The 20033-nt window shown below is 67.5% G+C and carries 22 protein-coding genes; 12 read left to right on the top strand and 10 right to left on the bottom strand.

Going from position 1 to position 20033, the window contains the following annotated elements; translation table 11 throughout:
* The first annotated feature begins 11 nt into the window (after nucleotides 1–11).
* Nucleotides 12–455 carry an Rrf2 family transcriptional regulator gene (locus tag ACY5J6_RS08910; protein WP_054638642.1) on the top strand — a complete coding sequence of 148 codons (444 nt, stop codon included), beginning with the start codon at nucleotides 12–14 and terminating at the stop codon, nucleotides 453–455.
* Nucleotides 452–1570 carry a cysteine desulfurase family protein gene (locus ACY5J6_RS08905; protein WP_462844617.1) on the top strand — a complete coding sequence of 373 codons (1119 nt, stop codon included), beginning with the start codon at nucleotides 452–454 and terminating at the stop codon, nucleotides 1568–1570. The genes ACY5J6_RS08910 and ACY5J6_RS08905 overlap by 4 nt, the downstream gene beginning before the upstream one ends.
* Here ACY5J6_RS08905 and ACY5J6_RS08900 read toward each other — a convergent pair.
* Entirely contained in the window at nucleotides 1567–3246 is a 1680-nt protein-coding gene (locus ACY5J6_RS08900; RefSeq protein WP_462844616.1) for a long-chain-fatty-acid--CoA ligase, read from the bottom strand. The genes ACY5J6_RS08905 and ACY5J6_RS08900 overlap by 4 nt on opposite strands.
* Before the next feature lie 87 nt (nucleotides 3247–3333).
* Between ACY5J6_RS08900 and ACY5J6_RS08895 the strand changes: the two genes are divergently transcribed.
* Both ACY5J6_RS08895 and ACY5J6_RS08890 read left to right on the top strand, forming a co-directional pair.
* Nucleotides 3334–3960, top strand: a complete 627-nt coding sequence (locus ACY5J6_RS08895; protein ID WP_462844615.1) for a phosphoribosyltransferase — start codon at nucleotides 3334–3336, stop codon at nucleotides 3958–3960.
* Nucleotides 3948–4325 (top strand): cupin domain-containing protein, encoded by a 378-nt coding sequence (locus ACY5J6_RS08890; RefSeq protein WP_054638734.1) that lies wholly within the window; start codon nucleotides 3948–3950, stop codon nucleotides 4323–4325. Before ACY5J6_RS08895 ends, ACY5J6_RS08890 begins: the two co-directional genes overlap by 13 nt.
* Before the next feature lie 88 nt (nucleotides 4326–4413).
* Here the strand turns inward: ACY5J6_RS08890 and ACY5J6_RS08885 are convergent, their stop codons facing one another.
* The 4 genes from ACY5J6_RS08885 to speD all read right to left on the bottom strand — a co-directional run bounded on the left by ACY5J6_RS08885 (nucleotide 4414) and on the right by speD (nucleotide 7980).
* A complete protein-coding gene (locus ACY5J6_RS08885; RefSeq protein ID WP_462844614.1) occupies nucleotides 4414–5370 on the bottom strand; it encodes an ABC transporter permease in 957 nt (318 codons plus the stop codon).
* Complete coding sequence (locus ACY5J6_RS08880; RefSeq protein WP_462844613.1) at nucleotides 5360–6283, bottom strand: ABC transporter ATP-binding protein; 924 nt, start codon at nucleotides 6281–6283, stop codon at nucleotides 5360–5362. Before ACY5J6_RS08880 ends, ACY5J6_RS08885 begins: the two co-directional genes overlap by 11 nt.
* Before the next feature lies 1 nt (nucleotide 6284).
* On the bottom strand, nucleotides 6285–7430 hold the full coding sequence (locus ACY5J6_RS08875; RefSeq protein ID WP_462844612.1) for a COG1470 family protein: 1146 nt from the start codon (nucleotides 7428–7430) through the stop codon (nucleotides 6285–6287).
* Between the two features lie 112 nt (nucleotides 7431–7542).
* Nucleotides 7543–7980, bottom strand: a complete 438-nt coding sequence (speD, locus tag ACY5J6_RS08870; RefSeq protein ID WP_462844611.1) for an adenosylmethionine decarboxylase — start codon at nucleotides 7978–7980, stop codon at nucleotides 7543–7545.
* 276 nt (nucleotides 7981–8256) lie between these two features.
* Here speD and sdhC point away from each other — a divergent pair, with 276 nt between their 5' ends.
* Genes sdhC through ACY5J6_RS08850 form a run of 4 tightly spaced genes read left to right on the top strand, consistent with a single transcriptional unit; the run spans nucleotide 8257 to nucleotide 11450 of the window.
* Nucleotides 8257–8622 carry a succinate dehydrogenase, cytochrome b556 subunit gene (sdhC, locus tag ACY5J6_RS08865; protein ID WP_462844610.1) on the top strand — a complete coding sequence of 122 codons (366 nt, stop codon included), beginning with the start codon at nucleotides 8257–8259 and terminating at the stop codon, nucleotides 8620–8622.
* A complete protein-coding gene (locus tag ACY5J6_RS08860; protein ID WP_054638116.1) occupies nucleotides 8612–9007 on the top strand; it encodes a succinate dehydrogenase in 396 nt (131 codons plus the stop codon). Before sdhC ends, ACY5J6_RS08860 begins: the two co-directional genes overlap by 11 nt.
* A 1-nt stretch (nucleotide 9008) precedes the next feature.
* Nucleotides 9009–10742, top strand: coding sequence for a succinate dehydrogenase flavoprotein subunit (gene sdhA / locus ACY5J6_RS08855; RefSeq protein ID WP_462844609.1), 1734 nt, complete (start codon nucleotides 9009–9011; stop codon nucleotides 10740–10742).
* Nucleotides 10743–10751: 9 nt separating this feature from the next.
* Nucleotides 10752–11450 carry a succinate dehydrogenase iron-sulfur subunit gene (locus tag ACY5J6_RS08850; protein WP_462844608.1) on the top strand — a complete coding sequence of 233 codons (699 nt, stop codon included), beginning with the start codon at nucleotides 10752–10754 and terminating at the stop codon, nucleotides 11448–11450.
* 43 nt (nucleotides 11451–11493) lie between these two features.
* Here ACY5J6_RS08850 and aspS read toward each other — a convergent pair whose 3' ends face one another.
* The 4 genes from aspS to ACY5J6_RS08830 all read right to left on the bottom strand — a co-directional run bounded on the left by aspS (nucleotide 11494) and on the right by ACY5J6_RS08830 (nucleotide 15204).
* Nucleotides 11494–12762 carry an aspartate--tRNA(Asn) ligase gene (aspS, locus tag ACY5J6_RS08845; protein ID WP_462844607.1) on the bottom strand — a complete coding sequence of 423 codons (1269 nt, stop codon included), beginning with the start codon at nucleotides 12760–12762 and terminating at the stop codon, nucleotides 11494–11496.
* A 105-nt stretch (nucleotides 12763–12867) separates the two neighbouring features.
* A complete protein-coding gene (locus ACY5J6_RS08840; protein ID WP_462844606.1) occupies nucleotides 12868–13167 on the bottom strand; it encodes a hypothetical protein in 300 nt (99 codons plus the stop codon).
* The gene (locus tag ACY5J6_RS08835) at nucleotides 13154–14467 is read right to left on the bottom strand and encodes a phospholipase D-like domain-containing protein (protein WP_462844605.1); all 1314 of its coding nucleotides are present in this window, start codon (nucleotides 14465–14467) and stop codon (nucleotides 13154–13156) included. Before ACY5J6_RS08835 ends, ACY5J6_RS08840 begins: the two co-directional genes overlap by 14 nt.
* On the bottom strand, nucleotides 14449–15204 hold the full coding sequence (locus ACY5J6_RS08830) for a TatD family hydrolase (RefSeq protein WP_462844604.1): 756 nt from the start codon (nucleotides 15202–15204) through the stop codon (nucleotides 14449–14451). Before ACY5J6_RS08830 ends, ACY5J6_RS08835 begins: the two co-directional genes overlap by 19 nt.
* Nucleotides 15205–15248: 44 nt before the next feature.
* On the opposite strand from ACY5J6_RS08830, the gene ACY5J6_RS08825 reads away from it, so the two are divergent.
* Nucleotides 15249–16232: a lipocalin family protein gene (locus tag ACY5J6_RS08825; protein WP_462844603.1), complete on the top strand. Its 984-nt coding sequence runs from the start codon at nucleotides 15249–15251 to the stop codon at nucleotides 16230–16232.
* 46 nt (nucleotides 16233–16278) lie between these two features.
* Nucleotides 16279–16929 (top strand): flavodoxin family protein, encoded by a 651-nt coding sequence (locus ACY5J6_RS08820; RefSeq protein WP_462844602.1) that lies wholly within the window; start codon nucleotides 16279–16281, stop codon nucleotides 16927–16929.
* A 155-nt stretch (nucleotides 16930–17084) separates the two neighbouring features.
* Here the strand turns inward: ACY5J6_RS08820 and tsaB are convergent, their stop codons facing one another.
* A complete protein-coding gene (tsaB, locus tag ACY5J6_RS08815; protein WP_462844601.1) occupies nucleotides 17085–17624 on the bottom strand; it encodes a tRNA (adenosine(37)-N6)-threonylcarbamoyltransferase complex dimerization subunit type 1 TsaB in 540 nt (179 codons plus the stop codon).
* A 27-nt stretch (nucleotides 17625–17651) separates the two neighbouring features.
* On the opposite strand from tsaB, the gene ACY5J6_RS08810 reads away from it, so the two are divergent.
* Together ACY5J6_RS08810 and ACY5J6_RS08805 are read left to right on the top strand one after the other, a co-directional pair.
* A complete protein-coding gene (locus tag ACY5J6_RS08810; protein ID WP_462844600.1) occupies nucleotides 17652–18845 on the top strand; it encodes a carbohydrate ABC transporter permease in 1194 nt (397 codons plus the stop codon).
* Nucleotides 18846–18894: 49 nt separating this feature from the next.
* On the top strand, nucleotides 18895–20028 hold the full coding sequence (locus tag ACY5J6_RS08805) for a carbohydrate ABC transporter permease (RefSeq protein ID WP_462846516.1): 1134 nt from the start codon (nucleotides 18895–18897) through the stop codon (nucleotides 20026–20028).
* Nucleotides 20029–20033 lie beyond the last annotated feature (5 nt).

Here is a 20033-nt window from a genome sequence, read left to right as displayed (position 1 = left end):
ATAATGGGGCCATGTGGGTATCCACCAAGGCCCAATACGGGCTTCGCGCCCTGGTGGAGATCGGCCTCCGCGCTCCCGAGGCCGTTCCCCTGAAGGAGGTGGCCGAGGCCCAGGGCATCAGCCAGCACTACCTGGAGCAGATCGCCGCCCAGCTCCGCCGGGCGGGCTTCATCCGCTCCGTCCGGGGGGCTAAGGGCGGGTACCGGCTGGCCCGCGCTCCCGAGCGGGTGACCGCCTTGGAGGTGGTGGAGGCCCTGGAGGGGAGCCTGGCCCCGGTTTCCTGCATCGAGGACCCCGAGTCCTGCGCCAAGGTGGGGCAGTGCTCCACGGAGCTCCTCTGGAAGCGGGTGGACCTGGCCATGCGCCAGGTCCTGGGGGGCACCACCCTCCAGGACCTCATCCAGGAGCGGAGGCTTCTGGAGGCCAAGCGCCTCATCCAACTGGAGGCCAGTTGAGGGTTTACCTGGACTACGCCGCCACCACCCCCCTGGACCCCGAGGTGCGGGAGGCCATGCGGGAGGTGGAGGGGGTCTTCGGCAACCCCTCCAGCATCCACCGCTTCGGCCAGGAGGCCCGGAAGGTCCTGGAAAGCGCCCGGGAAAAGGTGGCCGCCCTCCTGGGGGTAAGGCCCCGGGAGGTGGTCTTCACCGCCTCGGGTTCTGAGGCCGACGCCCTGGCCCTCCTGGGGGTGGCCCTGGCCCGGGGCCGGGGCCACGTGGTGAGCACCGGGGTGGAGCACTCCGCCGTCCTGGGGGCCTTGAGGCTCCTGGAGCGGCTGGGCTTTTCCGTGACCCGCCTCCGGCCCGACCGCCACGGCCTCGTCTACCCGGAGCAGGTGGAAGAGGCCCTGCGGGAGGACACCTTTTTGGTGAGCGTCATGGCCGCCAACAACGAGCTCGGCACCCTTTACCCGGTGAAGGAGATCGCCCAGGTGGCCCACGCCCACGGGGCCCTCTTCCACACGGACGCCGTGCAGGCCGTGGGCCAGGTGCCTTTTTCCGTGGAAGAGGTGGGGGCGGACCTCCTCTCCTTAAGCGCCCACAAGTTCTATGGGCCTAAGGGTATTGGGGCCCTCGTGGTGCGCCACGGGGTGGAGCTTTTTCCCCTGGTTCCGGGCAAGCAGGAGGGGGGAAGGCGGGGTGGCACCCAGAGTCCCGTCCTGGCCCACGGTCTGGCGGTGGCCCTGGAGAAGGCCTTGCGGCTCCTTCCTGGGGAGACCTCCCGGCTCCTCGGCTTGCGCAAGCGCCTCGAGGCCGGCCTCTTGGCCGTGGAGGGGGTGGAGCTCAACGGCCACCCCGAAAGGAGGCTCCCCAAGCTGGTGAACGTCACGGTAAAGGGGGCCGACGGGGAGGCCCTGCTCCTGGCCATGGACCTCCTGGGGGTGGCGGTCTCCTCGGGGTCGGCTTGCTCGGCGGGGAGCCTCGAGCCCTCCCACGTGCTTCTCGCCATCGGCCGCTCCCCCAAGGAGGCCAAGGCTTCCCTGCGCTTTTCCCTGGGCCGCTTCACCACGGAGGAAGAGGTGGACCGGGCGGTGGAGGCCTTCCGGGAGGCGGTGGCCCGGGCCCGCTAGGCTTTTCGCCGGGCGAACTCCTCCCGTAGCTCCCGCCTCAGGATCTTCCCCACCCCGGACTTGGGGAGGCTTTCGCGGAACTCTATGATGCGGGGGACCTTGTAGGCGGCGAGGTTTTCCCGGCAGAAGCGCTCTATGTCCTTTTCCGTGACCTTGCCCCGGTACTCGGGTTTGAGGACGAGGAAGGCGGCCACGGTTTCCCCGCGGTAGGGGTCGGGAACGCCCACCACGGCGGCTTCCTGGACGGCTTGGTGCTGGTAGAGGACTTCTTCCACCTCGCGGGGGTAGATGTTGTAGCCGCCGGCGATGATCATGTCTTTTTTGCGGTCCACGATGTAGAAGTAGCCGTCTTGGTCCATTTTGGCCAGGTCGCCGGTGAAGAGCCAGCCTTCTTTGAGGGCTTTTTGGGTTTCGTCGGGGCGGTTCCAGTAGCCTTTCATGACGTTGGGGCCTTTGACCACCAGTTCGCCCACCTCGCCTGGGGGGAGTTCCTTCCCCTCCTCGTCCACCACCTTGGCCTCCACGCTGGGGAAAGGCATGCCGATGGACCCCTTGCGCACCTCCCCCAGCACCGGGTTGGAGTGGGTCACGGGGCTGGCCTCGGAAAGGCCGTAGCCCTCGATGAGCCTGGCCCCGGTGATCTCCTCGAAGCGGTTGGCCACCTCCACCGGCAAAGGGGCGGCCCCCGAGAGGCAGATGCGGATGCTCTTGACGTTCCGTTTTTCAATCTCGGGGAAGTTGTTGAAGGCCACGTAGAGGGTGGGCACCCCGGGGAAGTGGGTCACCCCGTGCTTCTCTATGGCCTCCACGATGGCGTGGATCTCGGGCCTAGGGAGGAGGACGATCTTGTAACCCGCGAAGAGACCGTAGTTCATGGCCACGGTCATGCCGTAGACGTGGAAGAAGGGCAAGGCTCCCAGCATCACCCCCTTGCCCAAAAGCTCCCGGGAGGTGGGGTCCCAGGCGTCGATCTGGAGCACGTTGGCCACCAGGTTCCCGTGGGTGAGCATGGCCCCCTTGGAGATCCCCGTGGTGCCCCCGGTGTACTGCAGCAGGGCCAGGTCCTCGGGGTCTTGCGGGAGGGGTTCGGCAGGCGGGCGCTTCAGGAGGTCGGCGAAGGCGTGGAACCCCTCGCGCTTGGGGAAGCCCAAGGGGAGCCGGTCCCTTCGGGCCTTCAGGGGGTAGAGGAGGTTTTTGGGGAAGGGGAGGAAGTCCTTGATCCCCGTGACCACCACCCGCTTCACCGGGGTTTCCCTTTCCACCTCCAAAAAGCGGGGGAGGAGGTGGTCCAGAATCACCAAGGTCTCGGCCCCCGCGTCCACCAACTGGTGCCGTAGCTCCCTCGGGGTGTACAGGGGGTTGACGTTCACCCCCACCCCTCCCGCAAGGAGGGTGCCGTAGAAGGCGATGACGAACTGGGGGGTGTTGGGGAGCATGATGGCCACCCGGTCCCCCGGGCGCACCCCCAGGTCCTTAAGCCCCTGGGCGAAGCGGCGGGCAAGCCCCCATAGCTCCCGGTAGCTCACGGTCTTCCCCAGGAACTCCAGGGCGGGGTTTTCAGGGAAGCGGCGGGCGCTTTCCTCCAGGAAGCGCCAAAGAGGGATAGGGGGCACCTCCACCTCGGCGGGGACACCGGGGTCGTAGTGGGCCAACCAGGGTTTTGCGCTTACCTGCATGCTTTACCTCCTTGCCCTCACCCTACCAAAAGCCTTATACCGAGTGCAAGACCAGGGGCCGGTGTAGCATGGGAAGGGAGGTTTCCTATGCGCTTTCGCGACCGCAGGCACGCGGGGGCCCTCTTGGCGGAGGCCCTGAAGCCCTTGGGCCTGGAGAGGCCCGTGGTCCTGGGGATCCCCCGGGGAGGGGTGGTGGTGGCCGACGAGGTGGCCAGGCGCCTGGGCGGGGAGCTGGACGTGGTCTTGGTGCGCAAGGTGGGGGCGCCGGGGAACCCGGAGTTCGCCCTGGGGGCGGTGGGGGAGAAGGGGGAGCTCGTCCTCAAGCCCTACGCCCTGCAGTACGCCGACATGAGCTACTTGGAGCGGGAGGCCGCGCGGCAAAGGGACGTGATCCGCAAGCGGGCGGAGCGCTACCGCAAGGTCCGGCCCAAGGTGTCCTTGAAGGACCGGGAGGTGGTCCTGGTGGACGACGGGGTGGCCACGGGGGCCAGCGTGGAAGCGGCCCTCTCCGTGGTCCTCCAGGAAGGCCCCAAGCGGGTGGTGGTGGCCGTGCCCGTGGGAAGCCCCGAGGCCTTGGAAAGGTTAAGGGAGCGGGCGGAGGTGGTGGCCCTCTCGGCCCCCAGGGATTTCGCCGCCGTGGGGGCCTACTACCTGGACTTCGGCGAGGTCACCGACGAGGACGTGGAGGCCCTTTTGCTACAATGGGCCCCATGAAGCCCGTGGTCAAGCAGGCGGCCCACGTGGAGGCCCGCCCCGTGGAGCGGGGGGAAAAGGCCTTCATCCAGGTGCTCATCGGTCCCGAGGACGGGGCGCCCCACTTCATCCTGCGCAAGTTCACCCTGCTCCCCGGGGGGCGCATTCCCAAGCACAAGCATCCCACCATTGAGCACGAGCAGTACGTGCTCTCGGGGCGCATGCGGGTGGTGCTGGGGGAGGAGGTGCGGGAGGTTTCCGCAGGCCAAACCGTGTACATCCCCCCGGAAACCCCCCACGCCTACGTCAACGAGGGGGAGGAGCCCGTGGAGTTCCTCTGCGTCATCCCCAAAACCAGCGCCTACGCCACGGAGTGGCTGGAATGATACCACCCCATGCTGGCTTGGACCAGCACGGGGCCCCGGTAAAGAAGGCCCGCAGAGCCCTCACGCCTGGCCTTGGGCGAAGGGGTACTTAGGCCCGCACCTCCTGCCGTTGGAAGGCCACATAGGCCAGGGTGAAGAGGAGGACCGCCAGGGCGAAGAGGCCCGTGAGCTGGGGCCAGATGAGGAGGAGGCTCTGCCCCAGGGGCAGAGGGGTGCCGAGGACGGCCCCTTCCAGCTGGGTGATGAGGATGGGCCCCAAGGAGCGCACCGCCGGGTTCAGGATGGCGGTGAGGGCCTCGGCGAAGAGGGTGTTGGGGGAGAGACGGGAGATCCAAAGGGCCAGGGTGGCCTGGCGGAGCTGGCTTTCCGGGTCAAAGGGGTCGGCCCGGAGGAGAAGGGCGTTGGCCATGAGGTCCGTGAGGATGGGGAAGAAGACGGCGAAGAAGAGCCAGACCCCTAGGGCGGCCAGCGCGGCGGTGGCGGGCTGGCGGAAGAGGACGGAGAAGAGGAGGCCCAAGGCCAGCCAGACCCCGGCGTAGGCCAGGGTGGCCAGGAAAAAGAAGAGGATGCGGGCCACCTCCTCCCCGCCCGGGGGGACCCCCAGGGTGAAAAGCCCTAGCCCCAGCACCAGGAGGAGGAGGGCCAGGAGGAGGACCGAGAGGGTCCCGAGGCCCGCCAAAAACTTGCCGAAGAGCAGGGCGTCCCGGTAGATGGGCTGGGAGAGGATGCGGGAAAGGGTGCCCCGCGCGTACTCCCCGTTCACGGCGTCAAAGGCCAGGGCGATGGCCGCCAGGGGGACGAAGAAGGAAAGGAAGCCCACGAAGGAGGGCAGGGGGTCCTGGGCGGTGGAGAGGAGCTTGAGGTAGAGGTATGGGTCCTCCCCCACGGTCTGCCGCAGGGTCTGGGTGCCGGTGTAGACGGCGCTCAGGGCCGAGAGGAGGATGAGGGCCTCGAGGATACGCATCCTGAGGCCGGAGAGGTGGTCGGCCATCTCCTTGAAGAAGACCGCCCAGAGGCCCGTCCAGGGGGAACCCTCACGCCGCATGGCCTACCTCCTTGAAGTAATGGGCGTAGATCTCGTCCAGGCTGGGCCGCCTTAGGGAGAGGCCGTAGAGGGCGCCCTTCTCCACGGCGATCCTGGCCAGCTCGGGGCGCACGTCCTGGGTGGCGAGGATGCGGTAGCGGTTGCCCGCCGCTTCCACCCGGCTCACCCCCGGCACCCCCCGGAAGAGGCCCTCGAGGCCCGGGCCCGCCTCCACCCACACCTCGTACCCGCCCCCCAGCACCCGGGCGGCCAGGTCCTCCACCGTCCCCAGAAGGGCCAGGCGGCCCTTGTGGAAGAGGCCCACCCGGTCGCAGACCTCCTGCACCTGATGGAGGAGGTGGCTGGAGAGGAGGAGGGTGATCCCTTCGGCCTTGAGGCCTTTGATGAGCTCTAGAAACTCCCGGGCGGCCTCCGGGTCCAGCCCTAGGGTGGGCTCGTCCAGGATGGCCACCTTAGGCCTTTTGAGGAGGACCTCGGCGAGGCCCAGGCGCTGGCGCATCCCCCGGCTGAAGGCCGCCACCCTCCGGTCCCGCACCTCCCAAAGCCCCATGCGCTTCAGGACCTCCTCTATGCGGGCCTGGGCCTCCCCGTCGGAAAGCCCTAGAAGCCTGGTGGTGTAGCGCAGGTTCTCCCAGGCGGAAAGCTCCCCGTAAAACCCCACCTGGTCGGGGAGGTAGCCCACCCGGGCCTTGACCTTGAGGGGTTCCCGCATGGGATCCAGGCCCAGGACCCGGGCCTCCCCCGAGCTGGGCTCGGTGAGGCCGAGGAGCATGAGGATGGTGGTGGTCTTGCCCGAGCCGTTGGGGCCCAGGAGTCCGAAGACCTCTCCTTCCTCCACCTCCAGGTTCAGGTCCTCCACCGCCACCACGCGCCCGTAGCGCTTGGTGAGGCCCCGGGTCTCGATGACCGCCATGCTACCTCCGCCCGAAGCGGTTCACGGCGAAGCCCAGGACCAGGAGGGCCACGGCCATGAGCCCCACCCCCACCAGACCCCAAAGGGTGGAGCGCACCACCGTGGCCCGGTAGTCCAGGCTTGCGGAAACGCCGTCGTCTCCGGAGAGGGAAAGGGTCACCATGTAGTCCCCGGTCACCGCCTTGGCCGAGGGCTTGATGCGGGCGGTGACCTCCTTCTCCTGGCCGGGGTCTAGGGCCTCCACCTTGTCGGGCTCAAACTTGACCTCCCAGCCGGAGGGTTCCATGGCGCTGAAGGAGAGGTTCTTGGCGGGGGCGCTGCCCTCGTTTTTCACCAGGAGCTTCACCGGGTTTTCCCGCCCCGCCACCACCTGGCCGGAAAGGCGCCCTTCCTTGGTGCTGAGCCGCACCTCGGGCCGGCCCGTGACCTCCAGGGTAAGCCCCAGCTCCGCCTTGGCCTCCCCGGCCAGGGCCCGGAGGGTGACGGCGTAGGTGTCGGCCTTGGTGTCCTTGGGCAGGGAGACCTCCACGTCCAGGTCCTTGCTCTCCCCGGCCTTGATGGGCAGGCTCGTCACCTGCTGGCTGGAGAAGGCGGGGGTGAAGGTGACCTGGAAGCCCTTGGGGGCCTGGTACTCCAGGGAGACCAGGAGGTCGCGGTCGGACTCGTTCTTCAGGGTCACCCGGTAGCGGAAGGAGCTGGTGGGGGGGCCTTTGAGGATGGGAAGCTCGGCCTCGAGGCTGAGCCTTTGGGGAAGCCCCTGGCCCACCACCAGGGCGATGGGAAGGCTTGCGGTCTGCCCCAGGCCCTCGGCCCGCACCAGGAAGCGGTAGGTGCCGGGCCTTACCTCCTTGGGCGGCTGAAGGCGGAGGGTGAGGGTGGCCTCCCCGTCGGGGGCCAGGTAGACCGCCCGCACCAGCCGCCCGCTCCCGATGAGGCTCGCCTGCCAGCCCGGGGCCACCTCGGCCAGGGAGAGGCGGACCACCCCTGGGGGCAGGCCGTGGTTCTTGAGGGTCAGGGTGAGGTTCACGCTCTCCCCGGGCTGCACCCCCATCTCCGGGTAGGGGGTGCCCAGGGAGAGGCCGCGGAAGTTCTGGGCCAAAACCATGCCCAGCGCCAGCCCTACCAGCGTCAGGAGTTTGCGCACCATACGAAGCCTCCCTTACCAAAAGTTAGGTAGAAAACATGAGCCCAAAATGAAAAACCCCGGGCGCGCCCGGGGAAACCCGCCACGCCTTCGGAGGAGGTGCCCATGGGCTTGTTTAGCCCACCCGGGCTTCCAGGTATTCCCGCTCGCCCAGGACGATGGCCCGGGCCAGCTCCGGGTCTTTGGGGAACTCCTTGCCCCGCTGGATCATGTAGGTCTCGTAGCGGCCGATCTCAAAGACCTCGGCCAGCCTCTTCAGGGCCTTGGCCATGTCAAAGGCCTTGCAGGAGAAGATGTCTATGGAGAGGAAGCGCTTCTTGGGGAAGGTGTGGATGGCGATGTGGCTTTCGGCGATGATCACCACCCCCGTCACCCCGTCCTCGCCCCCGGGGCCGTAGCTGTAGACGAAGGGGGGGAGCACCTTGGTCATCTCCATCTCCTCGGGGAGCTCGTCCAGGACCCGACGCACCAGTTCGGCGTCCCGGAGCCTCTCGGGGTTGGCGTCGTAGCCATCCACCATCAGGTGAGGACCGAATCCAAAGAGTTCCACCATGACCACCTCCTTCCCGTGCCCCCCGGGGTATCCCCTGCGGCACGCCCCCCATTATGCCCCCCCCTCCCCCCCCTGTCAATACCTCGTCCTGGCCAAGGAAAACCCACCCTGGCCCCCAGGGGGGTTCCCCAAGAGGGCGGGGTGGGGGGGCTTGGGGGAGAGCCTTGTCCCATTCGGGCATCAGGTACAGGAGGGGGGTATATGGGCGCCGAAGGTGGGCCGGGCAACGCCCTTTCCCAGGGGAAGGGTGTATGATAACCCCGGCAAGGAGGTGCCATGTACCGGGGAAGAGAAGGGCAGTGGGCGTTTTACCTGCACCGGATATCGGGCCTGGGCATCCTGGTCTTCCTCATGCTCCACGTGGCCAACATCGCCAGCGCCATGTGGGGTCCCGAGGTGTCCAACGCCCTCATGAAGTTCTACCACCAGCCCGTGTTTCAGGTGGGGCTCCTCCTCCTCATCGCCGGGGTGCTCTACCACGGGTTCAACGGGCTACGGATCATCCTCATGGACTTCACCTCCTGGGGCGTGCGCTACCAGAGGCAGCTGTGGTATGCGGTTTGGGCCCTTTTCGTGGTCTTCTACCTGCCCTTCCTGATCAAGATCGGGGGCGGGATTCTGGGAGGCGGCCATGGCGATTAAGTCCAAGCGGTACCAGGAGGCGAGGCTCGAGGCCAGCACCAACCTGGAGCTCTACTGGTGGGTCTTCATGCGCATCAGTGGGGTGGTGCTGGTCTTCCTCCTCATCGGCCACATGTGGATGAACGCCGTTCTTACCGACCTCAACTCCATCAACTACGATTACGTGGCCAAGAGACTTTCCCAGACCACCTGGAAACTCTACGATCTCCTGATCCTGGCTCTGGGCCTTCTCCACGGGGCCAACGGCCTTCGCTACGTGCTGGACGACTGGGTGCGGGATCCCATGAAGCGCTTCTGGACCAAGGCGGTGCTCTACAGCCTCATCGCCTTTTTGTTCCTCTTGGGAAGCCTCTCCCTTCTGAACCACGACTTCGGGGTGAACTAGTATGGCGCACAGGCACGAGGTCATCGTGGTGGGTGCGGGCGGGGCGGGCCTCACGGCCGCCCTCTACGCGGCCAAGGAAGGCGCGGACGTGGCGGTGGTCTCCAAGCTCTACCCCACGCGAAGCCACACGGGGGCGGCCCAGGGCGGGATAGGGGCCGCCCTGGGCAACGTGGAGGAGGACCACTGGGAATGGCACATGTTTGACACGGTCAAGGGGGGGGACTACCTCACGGACCAGGACGCCGCCGAGGTCTTCGCCAAGGAGGTCATCGAGGCGGTGATCGAGCTGGAGCACATGGGCCTCCCCTTTGACCGGCTCCCCAACGGCAAGATCGCCCAGCGCCGCTTCGGGGGGCACACCAAGGACTGGGGGAAGGCCCCGGTGCACCGGGCGGCCCACGCCGCCGACCGCACCGGGCACATGATCCTCCAGACCCTCTACCAGCAGTGCGTGAAACACAACATCACCTTCTACAACGAGTTCCACGTCACCGACGTCATCCTCGAGGACGGGGTGGCCAAGGGCCTGGTGGCCCTGGAGCTGGCCACCGGGGAGCTCCACCTCTTTGAGGCCAAGGCCATCGTCATCGCCTCCGGGGGGTTCGGGCGGATCTACAAGGTGACCTCCAACGCCTACACCCTCACCGGGGACCTGCAGGCCATCCTCTACCGCAAGGGGCTTCCCCTCGAGGACATGGAGTTCTACCAGTTCCACCCCACGGGGCTTTACCCCCTGGGCATCCTCCTCACCGAGGGGGCCCGGGGCGAGGGAGGAATCTTGAGGAACGCCTTGGGCGAGCGCTTCATGGAGCGCTACGCCCCCACCATCAAGGACCTCGCCCCAAGGGACCTCGTCTCCCGGGCCATGTACCTGGAGGTGCGGGAGGGGAGGGGCGTGGGCCCCAAGAAGGACCACGTCCTCTTGGACCTCACCCACCTGCCCCCCGAGGTCATTGAGAAGAAGCTTCCCGACATCACCGAGTTCAGCCGCATCTACCTGGGGGTGGACCCCCTGAAGGAGCCCGTGCCGGTGATGCCCACGGCCCACTACGCCATGGGGGGGATCCCCACCACCCTCTGGGGCCAGGTGATCAAGGACGAGAAGAACACCGTGGTCCCCGGGCTTTACGCCGCCGGGGAGGCCGCCTGCGTGAGCCTCCACGGGGCGAACCGCCTGGGGACGAACTCCTTGGGGGACCTGGTGGTCTTCGGGCGCCGGGCCGGGATCCACGCCGCCCGCTTCGCCAAGGACGCCGACCACCACGAGCTCACCGAGGAGCATCTTGGGGAGAGCCGGGAGCGTATAGAGCGCATCAAGAACTCCACCGGCAAGGAGAAGGTGGCGGCGCTAAGGGCCGAGCTGCAGCAGTCCATGATGGACCACGCCTCCGTCTTCCGCACCGGGGAGCTCTTAAGGAAGCAGGTGGAAATCCTCAAGGAGCTCATGGACCGCTACCAGCGGATTTCCATTGACGACAAGGGGGACGCCTACAACACCGAGCTCGTGGAGGCTTTGGAGCTCGGTTACCTCCTCGAGGTCTCCGAGGCCCTGGTCCACTCCGCCTTAAACCGCACCGAGTCCCGGGGGGCCCACGCCCGGGAGGACTACCCCGAGCGGGACGACCAGAACTGGCTCAAGCACACCCTGGCCTACAAGGTGGAAGACGGCAAGGTGGCCTTCCGCTACAAGCCCGTGGTCCTGGGCCGCTTTGAGCCCAAGGCCCGCACCTACTAGGAGGGAGGCATGCAGGTTACCCTGAAGGTCCTCCGCTTTGACCCCCAAAAGGACTCCAGGCCCCGCTGGCAGACCTATCAGGTGGAGGCCGAGCCCTGGGACCGGGTCTTGGACCTCCTGCACAAGGTGAAGTGGGACCAGGACGGCACCCTGGCCTTCCGGCGGAGTTGCGGCCACGGCATCTGCGGCTCCGACGCCATGCTCATCAACGGGAAAAACCGCCTGGCCTGCAAGACCCTGGTGAAGGAGCTGGGGAGCGTCATCACCGTGGAGCCCATCCGGGGCCTCCCCGTGGAGAAGGACCTCATCGTGGACATGGAGCCCTTCTTCGCCGCCTACCGAGCGGTGAAGCCCTACCTCATCAACGAGGAGCCCCCGCCCCAGCGGGAAAGGCTCCAGTCCCCCGAGGAAAGGGAGCGGTTTGACCAGGGCACCAAGTGCATCCTCTGCGCGAGCTGCACCACGAGCTGCCCCGTCTTCTGGGTGAACGGCACCTACATCGGTCCCGCCGCCATCGTCCAGGCCCACCGCTTCCTCTTTGACTCCCGGGACCGGGGGAAGAGGGAGCGGTTCCAGGTCCTGGGCTCGGGGGGCGGGGTCTGGCGGTGCCGCACCGCTTACAACTGCACCGAGGCCTGCCCCCGGGACATCCCCGTGACCCAGCTGATTGAGGAGGTCAAGCGGGCGATCCTCATGGACCGCTTCTAAGGGCGCTAAGGGGCGCGCCCCGGGAAGCCCGGGGCGCTTTGCTTTAGGGCGTGAGCCGGTGCCGGTCCCGGGGGAAGGCGCGGGCGTAGCGCACGTTGGGGAGGCCCAAAAGCTTCTGGGTGAGGCGCTCGGCCCCGATGGCGAACCCCCCGTGGGGGGGCATGCCGTACTTGAAGACCTCCAGGTACCCCTGGAAGGCCTCGGGGTCCATGCCCTTGGCCTTTAGGCTTTCCAAGAGCTCCTCGTAGCGGTGGATGCGCTGGCCTCCCGAGGTGATCTCCAGGCCGCGGAAGAGCAGGTCAAAGCTCCTCGTGGTGCCGTCCTCCTCGGGGTAGGTGTAGAAGGGGCGGACGGAGCGGGGATAGCGGGTGACGAAGAGCCAGTCCGAGCCCCAGCGTTCCTTGGCGTACTCCCCGAGGAGGCGCTCCGCCTCCTCGGAGAGGTCCTGGCCCACGGGGTAGCCGAGCTCCTCTCGGAGGATCCTTCTGGCCTCGGCGTGGGTGAGGCGGGGGATGTCCTGGGGGAAGGAGGGCCACGTTGCCCCTAGGAGGCGGATCTCGCTCCCGGCCGCATGTAGAGCCTCCTCCAGCATCTCGGCGAGGAGGTCTTCCTCCAGCCGCATCAGGTCCTCCTCGCTCCCTATGAAGCCCATCTCCACGTCCAGGGAGAGGTACTCGTTGAGGTGGCGGCTCGTGTGGTGCTCCTCCATGCGCCACACCGGGGCCACCTCGTAGACCCGTTCAAAGACCCCCACCATGATCTGCTTGTAAAGCTGGGGGGACTGGGCGAGGTAGGCCCTTTTTTCAAAGTAGTCCACCCCGAAAAGCCCGCTTCCCCCCTCGGCTCCCGCCCGGACCACCTTGGGGGTGAAGATCTCGGTGAAGTCCTGCCGATCTAGATAGCGGCGGAAGCCCCGCACCAGGGCGGCCTGGACCTTGAGGGGGGCGCGGGCCTTCTCCCCCCTTAGGGTGACGTAGCGGTACTCCAGGAGGGTGTCGGGGTTCGCCCGCCACTCTTCTTTGGGGATCTCCACCGGGGTGGGCTCGAGGGCCGGGGAGAGGACCTCCACCTCCTTGGCCTGGACCTCGAGGCCCCCCGGGGCCTTGGCGTTTTCCACCACCACCCCCCGCACCCTCAAGGCGGACTCGGGTAAGGGGAGCTTGAGCCCCCCGGTGACCACCTGGACGACGCCGCTTCGGTCCCGAAGGAGGAGGAACTGGACTCTTCCCAGATCCCGCCGCCAGTGGAGGAAGCCGAGAAGCTCCACCTCCTTGCCCACGTGCGCCTGCAAGTCCTTGACCAGTACCCGCATCTTCCCTCCCTAAGCCTTAGCCCCCCCGGCCAAAAGGGACCGGGGGGGCTTCCTCCTGCCCCCCGCTAGCCGTTGTTGCGGCGCGGGCGCATGTTGGGCTTAAGTTTAGGGGTTTGTGCCCTCGAGGTCAAGCCGCTCGAAGGCCAGGACCAGAGGGGGAAGGTCTTCGGGAGGGGCCACGGCGAAGAAGTTTTCCTCCACTTCCCACCGGGCGGCCCACTCCCCCTCCACCCCCGCCAGGGCGAGGGGGCGGGCCTCCTCCTTGAGGAGGCGCTTCCGCCTCAGGCGCAGGTCGCCCTTTTCCGCGTAGAAGACCTGGTAGACCACCCCGCCCCGGCGCTTTTCCCCGTAGAAGCCCCCCTCTATGGGGCTCACCTCGTAGCCCAGGGCCTTAAGGGCTTCCATCCAGCACCTCGAGGCTTTCCGGGCCCTCCAGGACGATCTCGTAATACCCGGCGTAGAGGACGATCCGCCCCTTGGCCCGCACCCTCTTGCCCAAGTAGCTCTGGGGGAAAGGCTGGGCGAAGAGGCCATAGCTTCTGGGGAAGACCACCAGCCTGAGGTCGCTTTCCCCCGGGCCGAACTTGAGGAAGGCCACCGTGCCCCGGTCCTCCACCGCCTGGATCACCCCCTCCACCGTGGCCACGCGGCCGAAGTACCGGGGGGCCTCCTGCCAGGGGACCACCCCCTCCACCGGGGGGAGGGCGAAGGGGTTTTCCGGAAGGGCCCTTGCCCAGTCCCCTTCCATCACGGAAAGGAGCCTCCTAAAGGCCTCGGGGGCCTCCCGGGGGGTGAGGCGCACCGAAAGCTCCCGGTTGGCGTTCAGGGAGTTGGCGCTCAGGTTGTGGCTTCCCAGAAGGGCCTCCTCCCCGTCCCGTACCAGGACCTTGGCGTGGACGTAAGGGTCGGGCAGGAAACGCACCAGGGCCCCGGCGGCCCTCAGGGCCAGGGCTCCCTCCAGGAAGTAGGTGTCCCCGGGCTCCTGAGGGCTTCCCAGGAGGCGCACCCGCACTCCCCGGCTCAAGGCCTCCTTCAGGACCTCCACCACCTCGGGGTCGGCCATGGCCTGGTGCTCCAGGAAGAGCTCCCTTTTGGCCCCCCGGATGAGGCCCAGAAGGACCTCCCGGGCGTTTCCCTCCTTGACCCCTCCTAAGTTGCGGCTTGGGGACCAAACGAGGAGCGCCCGAGAGAGGTCCAGCCTTTCCCCTTCCCAGTCGGCCTCAAAGACCCGGGCGATCTCGGCCACCTGCCTGGGGTCGTCCAGGATCAGGGCGTACTCCCGGTTGGCGGTGAAGGAGCTTCCCGTGAGGTTCATGGTCCCCACCCAGGCCCATTTGCGGTCCACCACCAGGCTTTTCTCGTGCACGAAGACGAAGCGGAAGGGCGTGGTGAGCCTGACTTCTACCCCCCGCTCCTTCAGGGCCTGGAAGACCTCGAGGTCCACCCTTCCCCCCGAGGGCTCCCGCTCCAGGAGGACCCTTACCCTCACCCCCCGCTTCACCGCCTCGCCCAGGGCCTCCACCACGTCCATGCGGCTTGGGGTCCAGAGGTACATCTTCACCAGGACCTCCTGCCGCGCGGAGGCGATGAGGTCCAGGAGGGGCTTGACCCCGTCCTCGGGCTCCACCACCAGGCGGGGCGCCGCCAGGGCCAGGCCCAAAAGCCAGAGGAAGACCAAAAGGCGCCTCATGTCCACCCAAAGCATACCTGGGCGTTGTGGTCGGTGCGGGCCTCCATCTCGGCGAAGTCCACCCCTCGCACCTCGGCGAGCTTCTCCAGGGTATGGCGCACGTAGTGGGGAAGGTTGCGCTTTCCCCGGTGGGGCTCCGGGGGCAGGAAGGGGGTGTCGGTCTCCACCAGAAGCCTGTCCTCCGGGAGCCGGGCCGCGGCCTCGCGCAGGGCGGCGTTTTTCCTGTAGGTGAGGGGGCCGGCGAAGCTGAAGTAGGCCCCCACCTTTAGGCCCGCCTCCTCCAGGGCGGGGTGGCCGGAGAAGGCGTGAAGGACGGCCTTTCGTGGCCGGTGGGCCAGGAGCCATTCCGCAAGGTCCTCTTCTGCCTTTCCGTCCCGGCTCCGCACGTGGAGGACCAGGGGTAGGCCGAGCTCCTCCGCCAAGGCCGCCTGGAAGTCCAGGGCCTTGAGCTGGGCGGGCTTGGTCTCCGGGGTCCAGTGGTAGTCCAGGCCCGTCTCCCCGATGGCCCGCACCCGCTCGTTTCGGGCGTAGTGGCGGAGGGCCTCCTCCACCTCGGGGGAGAGGAGGTGGGCGCTGGTGGGGTGGAGGCCCACCGCGGCGTAGACGTTCCCCTGGGCCAGGCTTAGGGTCTTCTCCCAGCGGCCCGGGTCCACCCCCAGGGTGAGCACGGCCCGAAGCCTTGGGAGGTGGGCCTTCACCTCGGCGAGCTCCTCGGGTTCCAGGAAGTCCAGGTGGGCGTGGGTGTCGGTCACGGCCCCACTTTACCCCCTTTCCTTAGGCCTAGAATGGGAGCAGGATGCCTTGGCTCCTCCTGTCCCTTCTCCTGGCCGCCTGCGCCCCTGCCCTTTTGGGGGTGGACCCGAAGCGGCTTCCCGACCCTAGAGATTGGGACCCCAAGCCCGCTCCCCTGGAGTGGTGGTACGCCTCGGGTTTTGCGGAGCCCTACGCCTTCCACTTCGCCTTCTTCAAGGCCTACGCTCCCCCTTCCTACCGCATCTTGGGCCTTCCGGGAAGCCTCTTCGGGGCCTTCCACGCCGCCCACCTGGCCCTTACCGATCTCCGCACCGGCGAAAGGCGTTTCCTGGAAGCCTCCGACCAGGACCTCCTTGCCCAGAGGGGGCGGGCGGAGGCGGGGCCTAGGCTGGAGCTCGCGGGCTGGCGCTTCTTCCGGGAAGGGGAGGGGTTCCGCCTCCAAGCCCCCGGGGTGGACCTCCTTTTCTTCCCCCAAAAGCCCCCCGTGGTCCACCCCCCGGGCTACTCGGGCACGGAAGCCACCGGGCGCATGTACTACCAGTCCTACACCCGGGCCGGGACCTGGGGTTGGGTCCTGGGGGAGAGGGTTCAGGGGGAGTCCTGGCTGGACCACCAGTGGGGGGAGCAGCTTTCCGGGGTTTCGGCCACCTGGGACTGGTTCGGCCTTCACCTCTCCGACGGCTCGGAGCTCATGGCCTACCAGGTGAAGGACCAAGGAGGGGAGGTGGTGCAGGTCCTGGGCAGCCGGGTGGACCCCCTGGGGCGGGTGGAGGCCCTGGAGCTGGCCTTCCTTCCCGGGGAGGCCTGGAGAAGCCCCTCGGGCCGCACCTACACCCTGGCCTGGCGCCTGGAAGGCCCTGGGCTTTCCCTGGCCCTTAGGCCCCTCTTCCGGGAAGGGGAGATCCTTTCCCGGACCACCCGGGTGGCCTACTGGGAGGGTCCGGTGCTGGGGGAAGGGGTCCTCCGGGGGTATCCCGTGCGGGCCCGGGGGATGGGGGAGTTTGTGGCCGGGGCCTTCCGTCCCTAAATTGCGCATGTTATACTAAAGGCGGTTTAGTGTCTGGGTGATATTTATGAGCCTACGCGTGCTCGGCGTCAACGCATCGGCACGGACGGAGGGGTTTACGGCGGAGCTTTTGGAGGAGGTTCTGGAGGCGGCCAGGCGCAAGGGGGCCATCACCGAGCGCCTGGACCTGGTGAAACACCCCTTTCCCTTCTGCGCGGGGAACTACTCCCAAGACCCCACCTCCTGCGGCCCCGAGACCTGCGTGCAGGGGCCCTGGGACGGGTTTGGCAGGGTGGCGGAGCGCATCCTCAACGCCGACGCCGTGGTCTTCGCCACCCCGGTCTACTGGTTCAGCGCCTCCGCCCGGATGAAGGCCCTCCTGGAGCGCATGACCTCCATGGAGAACCAGGGCCTTTTGAACCTGGGGAAGCCCATGGCCCTTCTAGCGGTGGCCGAGGAGGAGGGGGCGAGCCAGGCCCTCGCCCAGATGCTCCTCCCCTTGGGCTACATGGGCTTCGTCCTGGCTCCCTTGGGCCTGGTTTACGCCCACCGCAAGGGGATGCGGAGCCTTAAGGAGAACCCGGAGCTTTTGGAGGACGCCCGCATCGCCGGGGAGAACCTGGTGCTCCTGGCGGAGAGGCTTAAGGGGGCCTCCTTCCGGGAGCCCCTTCCCAGCTACCGCTACCTCTCCCCCCTGCACGGGGTGGCAGCGGATTAATACCACCCCATGCTGGCTTGCGCCAGCATGGGGGCCCCGGTCAAAAAAGCCCGCAGGGCTTCCGTACTTGGGCTTAGGCGAAGGATTCACGCCAAAGGGGTATAAGGGGTCGCGGTACCCTTTCTTCCCCTTTCCTTCGCCTCCCTGGCCAGGGGTCAGAGGTAGACGGGTTCCAGGCCCTCCCGGGCGAAGGGCAGGAGCTCGTAGAGGGCCCGGGGGTCCGGGGGAGGGTCCAGGAGGAGGCCTTCTGGGGGAAGCTCTTCCGCCTTGAGCTTCCTCGGGGGCATGACCTCGAGGGGCTTTCCCCCTTCCTTCCCGTAGGTGGCCCCGTAGTAGAGGCGGTTCCTGGCGGTGAAGAGGGGGGTAAGGGGTGGCCCGCCCTCTTGCAAAAAGGGCCAACAGGCGGCGAGGAGGGAGCTCACCCCGTAGACCCGGGCCCCCAGGGCTTGGGCCAGGCCGAGCCCCGCCGCCAGGGCGATGCGCAGGCCCGTGTAGGAGCCGGGGCCTTCTCCAAGCACCAGGGCGCCGATCTCCTCCCGCCTCGCCCCCACTTGGGCCACGAGCTCGTCCAGGAGGCCAAAGAGGACCTCCTCGTGCCGCCTCTCCACCCGCACCACCCGGCCCAGGCCCTCCTCCCCCCGGAAAAGACCCAGGGAAAGGTAGGGGGTGGCGGTGTCCAGGGTCAGGGTCCACACGCCTCCATCCTATATACTCCCCAGGGGATGCGGGCTTTTCCCTACCACTTGCTCCTTTCCCTGGGGGCGCTCCTCGCCCTGGGGGCGTACGGGGAGCGCCTGGGTTTTGTCCCCGGATGGGGGGTGGGTTTGGGCCTGGGCCTTTACGGGGCCTTGGCCCTTTATGGGCTCCGCTTTGGAGGGGTGCACCTCCTCCTGGGGCTGGGCCTTTTGGCTCCCTGGTTTCCCCCCGCCCCCTTTCTGGCCCCCCTCTTGGTGGCCCTCCTGCGGGGACGCCACCTGCCCGAGAGGGCCCAGGCCGCCTTCTACGGCTGGGCCTTGGTCTGGCCGGCCCTGGCCCTCCTTCTGGTATGGCACGTGTTTCCCACCTTCTACGCCTTTTACCTAAGCCTCTTTGACCGGGTGAACTTCCTACGCCCGGCGGCCTTCGCGGGGCTTCAGAACTACCGCATCCTCCTCGAGGACCCCCTCTTCTGGCGCGCTTTGGGCAACACCTTCTGGTACGTGGTCTTCACCGTGCCCACCGGCCTTCTCCTCGCCACCTTCGTGGCCATCCTCCTCAACACCCAGGTGGCCTTCCTTGGGCTCTACCGGACCCTCTTCTTCCTCCCCTACATCACCGCCCTGACCGCCGCGGCCGCCGTTTGGCGCTGGATCTACCACCCCGAGTTCGGCTTTCTCAACTGGCTCCTCCACACCCCGGGCCTGGACTGGCTCAACACCCCCACCGGGGTCTTCGCCCTGCTTCTGCGCCCCTTGGGGGTGGGGCTCGAGGGCTTTTGGGCGGGCCCGAGCCTGGCCTTCGTGGCCGTCATGGCCATGAGCGTGTGGCACTTCCTGGGCTACCAGGTGGTGATCCTCCTGGCGGGGCTTCAGGCCATCCCCAAGGAGTACTACGAGGCCGCCGAGCTGGACGGGGCGAGCTTCTTCCAGAAGCACCGCCTCATCACCTGGCCCCTCCTTTCTCCCACCACCTTTTTCCTCTTCACCTTGGGGCTCATCGGGGCCTTCCAGGTCTTCACCCAGGTCTACGTCCTCACTCCCACGGGTGGGGTGCTGCAGGACACCCTGACCCTGGCCTTCTACCTCTACAACAAGGGCTTCCGCGACTCGGACTTCTCCTACGCCAGCGCCATCGCCATGGTGACCTTCCTGGTGATCCTGGCCCTGACCCTGGTGCAGCGGCGGCTTTTGGAAAAGCGGGTGAACTATGAGATCTAGGGCGGCCCGTCTTCTCGTGCACCTCCTCCTCCTCACGGGGGGAGGGGTGATGGCCTTCCCCTTCTACTGGATGCTGGCCACGAGCCTTAAAAGCCCCCAGGAGGCCCTCCAGGCGGCGCCCGTCTGGGTTCCGGAGCGGATGAAGCCGGGGAACTGGTTCAAGGCGGCGAGGCTGGGGGATAGCCCCCTCTTTGGGGGGCTTGGCCCCGGGAGGAGCGTGGAGTTTTTCTTCCCTGGCCCTGAAGGCCTTCCCCCGAGGGCCCTCGTGCCCCGCTCCCCGGGGGCCTTCTTTGATCCCGTGGCCGACGGGACCAGGGTGGAGGTGGTCCGGGGGGAGGGGGGGTGGTGGGTCCGCCTCACCAACACGGGGGAGGTCCGCTTCCGCCGGGTGCCCCTGGTGGTCCTCTGGCCCAAGGGGAGCCCCCTCGAGCCCCCCTTGCCGCCAGACGCCCTCCGTTCCCAGGGGGAGTACTGGCGGCTGGAGTGGGTGAACGCGGTGCCGGGGGCCTTGGGGTACGTGTTCCACAACTACCTCGAGGCCTGGCAGGCGGCGCCCTGGGGCCGCTATTTCTTAAATAGCTTCCTCACCGCTTTCTCCCAGGTGGCGGTGGGCCTCTTCCTGGCGGCGTTGGCCGCCTTCGCCCTGGCCCGGATTCCCTTCCCGGGGAAGGAGGGGGTCTTCGTCCTCGTCCTGGCCACGATGATGGTCCCGGGGGAGGTGCTCCTCATCCCCAACTACGTCCTCCTCGCCCGGCTGGGCTGGCTGGACACCTACTACGCCCTCATCGTGCCCTGGCTGGCCTCGGTCTTCGGCATCTTCCTCCTGCGCCAGTTTTACCTCTCCCTCCCCCAGGACCTCTTTGACGCCGCCCGCATAGACGGGGCGGGGTACCTGACCCAGCTTTTCCGCATCGCCCTGCCCTTGAGCTTGCCCGGGCTCGTCTCCTACGGCATCTTCACCTTCCTCGGGGCCTACAACGCCCTGCTTTGGCCCCTCATCGTCACCCAAAGCCCGGAGATGCGCACGGTGCAGCTGGGCCTCCAGGCCTTCGTCTCCGAGGCGGGCTCGGACTACGGGGCCCTGATGGCCGCCAGCACCTTCGTCATCGCCCCTGTGGTCCTGGGCTACTTCGTGGCCCAGAGGCAGTTCATCCAGGGGATCGCCCGCACGGGGCTGAAGTGAGCTTG

This window comes from Thermus sp. H19.2 (assembly GCF_054979525.1).
This window is presented reverse-complemented; position numbering and strand designations above follow the sequence as displayed.

Excerpts from the sequence above, each read along its gene's own strand:
- sdhC (WP_462844610.1), top strand. The coding sequence starts at position 8,257 with ATGTACCGGGGAAGAGAAGGGCAGTGGGCGTTTTACCTGCACCGGATA.
- ACY5J6_RS08840 (WP_462844606.1), bottom strand. The coding sequence starts at position 13,167 with ATGGAAGCCCTTAAGGCCCTGGGCTACGAGGTGAGCCCCATAGAGGGG.
- aspS (WP_462844607.1), bottom strand. The coding sequence starts at position 12,762 with ATGCGGGTACTGGTCAAGGACTTGCAGGCGCACGTGGGCAAGGAGGTG.
- ACY5J6_RS08825 (WP_462844603.1), top strand. The coding sequence starts at position 15,249 with ATGCCTTGGCTCCTCCTGTCCCTTCTCCTGGCCGCCTGCGCCCCTGCC.
- ACY5J6_RS08890 (WP_054638734.1), top strand. The coding sequence starts at position 3,948 with ATGGGCCCCATGAAGCCCGTGGTCAAGCAGGCGGCCCACGTGGAGGCC.
- ACY5J6_RS08880 (WP_462844613.1), bottom strand. The coding sequence starts at position 6,283 with ATGGCGGTCATCGAGACCCGGGGCCTCACCAAGCGCTACGGGCGCGTG.
- ACY5J6_RS08810 (WP_462844600.1), top strand. The coding sequence starts at position 17,652 with ATGCGGGCTTTTCCCTACCACTTGCTCCTTTCCCTGGGGGCGCTCCTC.
- ACY5J6_RS08885 (WP_462844614.1), bottom strand. The coding sequence starts at position 5,370 with ATGCGGCGTGAGGGTTCCCCCTGGACGGGCCTCTGGGCGGTCTTCTTC.
- ACY5J6_RS08805 (WP_462846516.1), top strand. The coding sequence starts at position 18,895 with ATGGCCTTCCCCTTCTACTGGATGCTGGCCACGAGCCTTAAAAGCCCC.
- sdhA (WP_462844609.1), top strand. The coding sequence starts at position 9,009 with ATGGCGCACAGGCACGAGGTCATCGTGGTGGGTGCGGGCGGGGCGGGC.
- ACY5J6_RS08850 (WP_462844608.1), top strand. The coding sequence starts at position 10,752 with ATGCAGGTTACCCTGAAGGTCCTCCGCTTTGACCCCCAAAAGGACTCC.
- ACY5J6_RS08895 (WP_462844615.1), top strand. The coding sequence starts at position 3,334 with ATGCGCTTTCGCGACCGCAGGCACGCGGGGGCCCTCTTGGCGGAGGCC.
- ACY5J6_RS08820 (WP_462844602.1), top strand. The coding sequence starts at position 16,279 with ATGAGCCTACGCGTGCTCGGCGTCAACGCATCGGCACGGACGGAGGGG.
- ACY5J6_RS08860 (WP_054638116.1), top strand. The coding sequence starts at position 8,612 with ATGGCGATTAAGTCCAAGCGGTACCAGGAGGCGAGGCTCGAGGCCAGC.
- ACY5J6_RS08900 (WP_462844616.1), bottom strand. The coding sequence starts at position 3,246 with ATGCAGGTAAGCGCAAAACCCTGGTTGGCCCACTACGACCCCGGTGTC.
- ACY5J6_RS08910 (WP_054638642.1), top strand. The coding sequence starts at position 12 with ATGTGGGTATCCACCAAGGCCCAATACGGGCTTCGCGCCCTGGTGGAG.
- ACY5J6_RS08835 (WP_462844605.1), bottom strand. The coding sequence starts at position 14,467 with ATGCTTTGGGTGGACATGAGGCGCCTTTTGGTCTTCCTCTGGCTTTTG.
- ACY5J6_RS08875 (WP_462844612.1), bottom strand. The coding sequence starts at position 7,430 with ATGGTGCGCAAACTCCTGACGCTGGTAGGGCTGGCGCTGGGCATGGTT.
- speD (WP_462844611.1), bottom strand. The coding sequence starts at position 7,980 with ATGGTGGAACTCTTTGGATTCGGTCCTCACCTGATGGTGGATGGCTAC.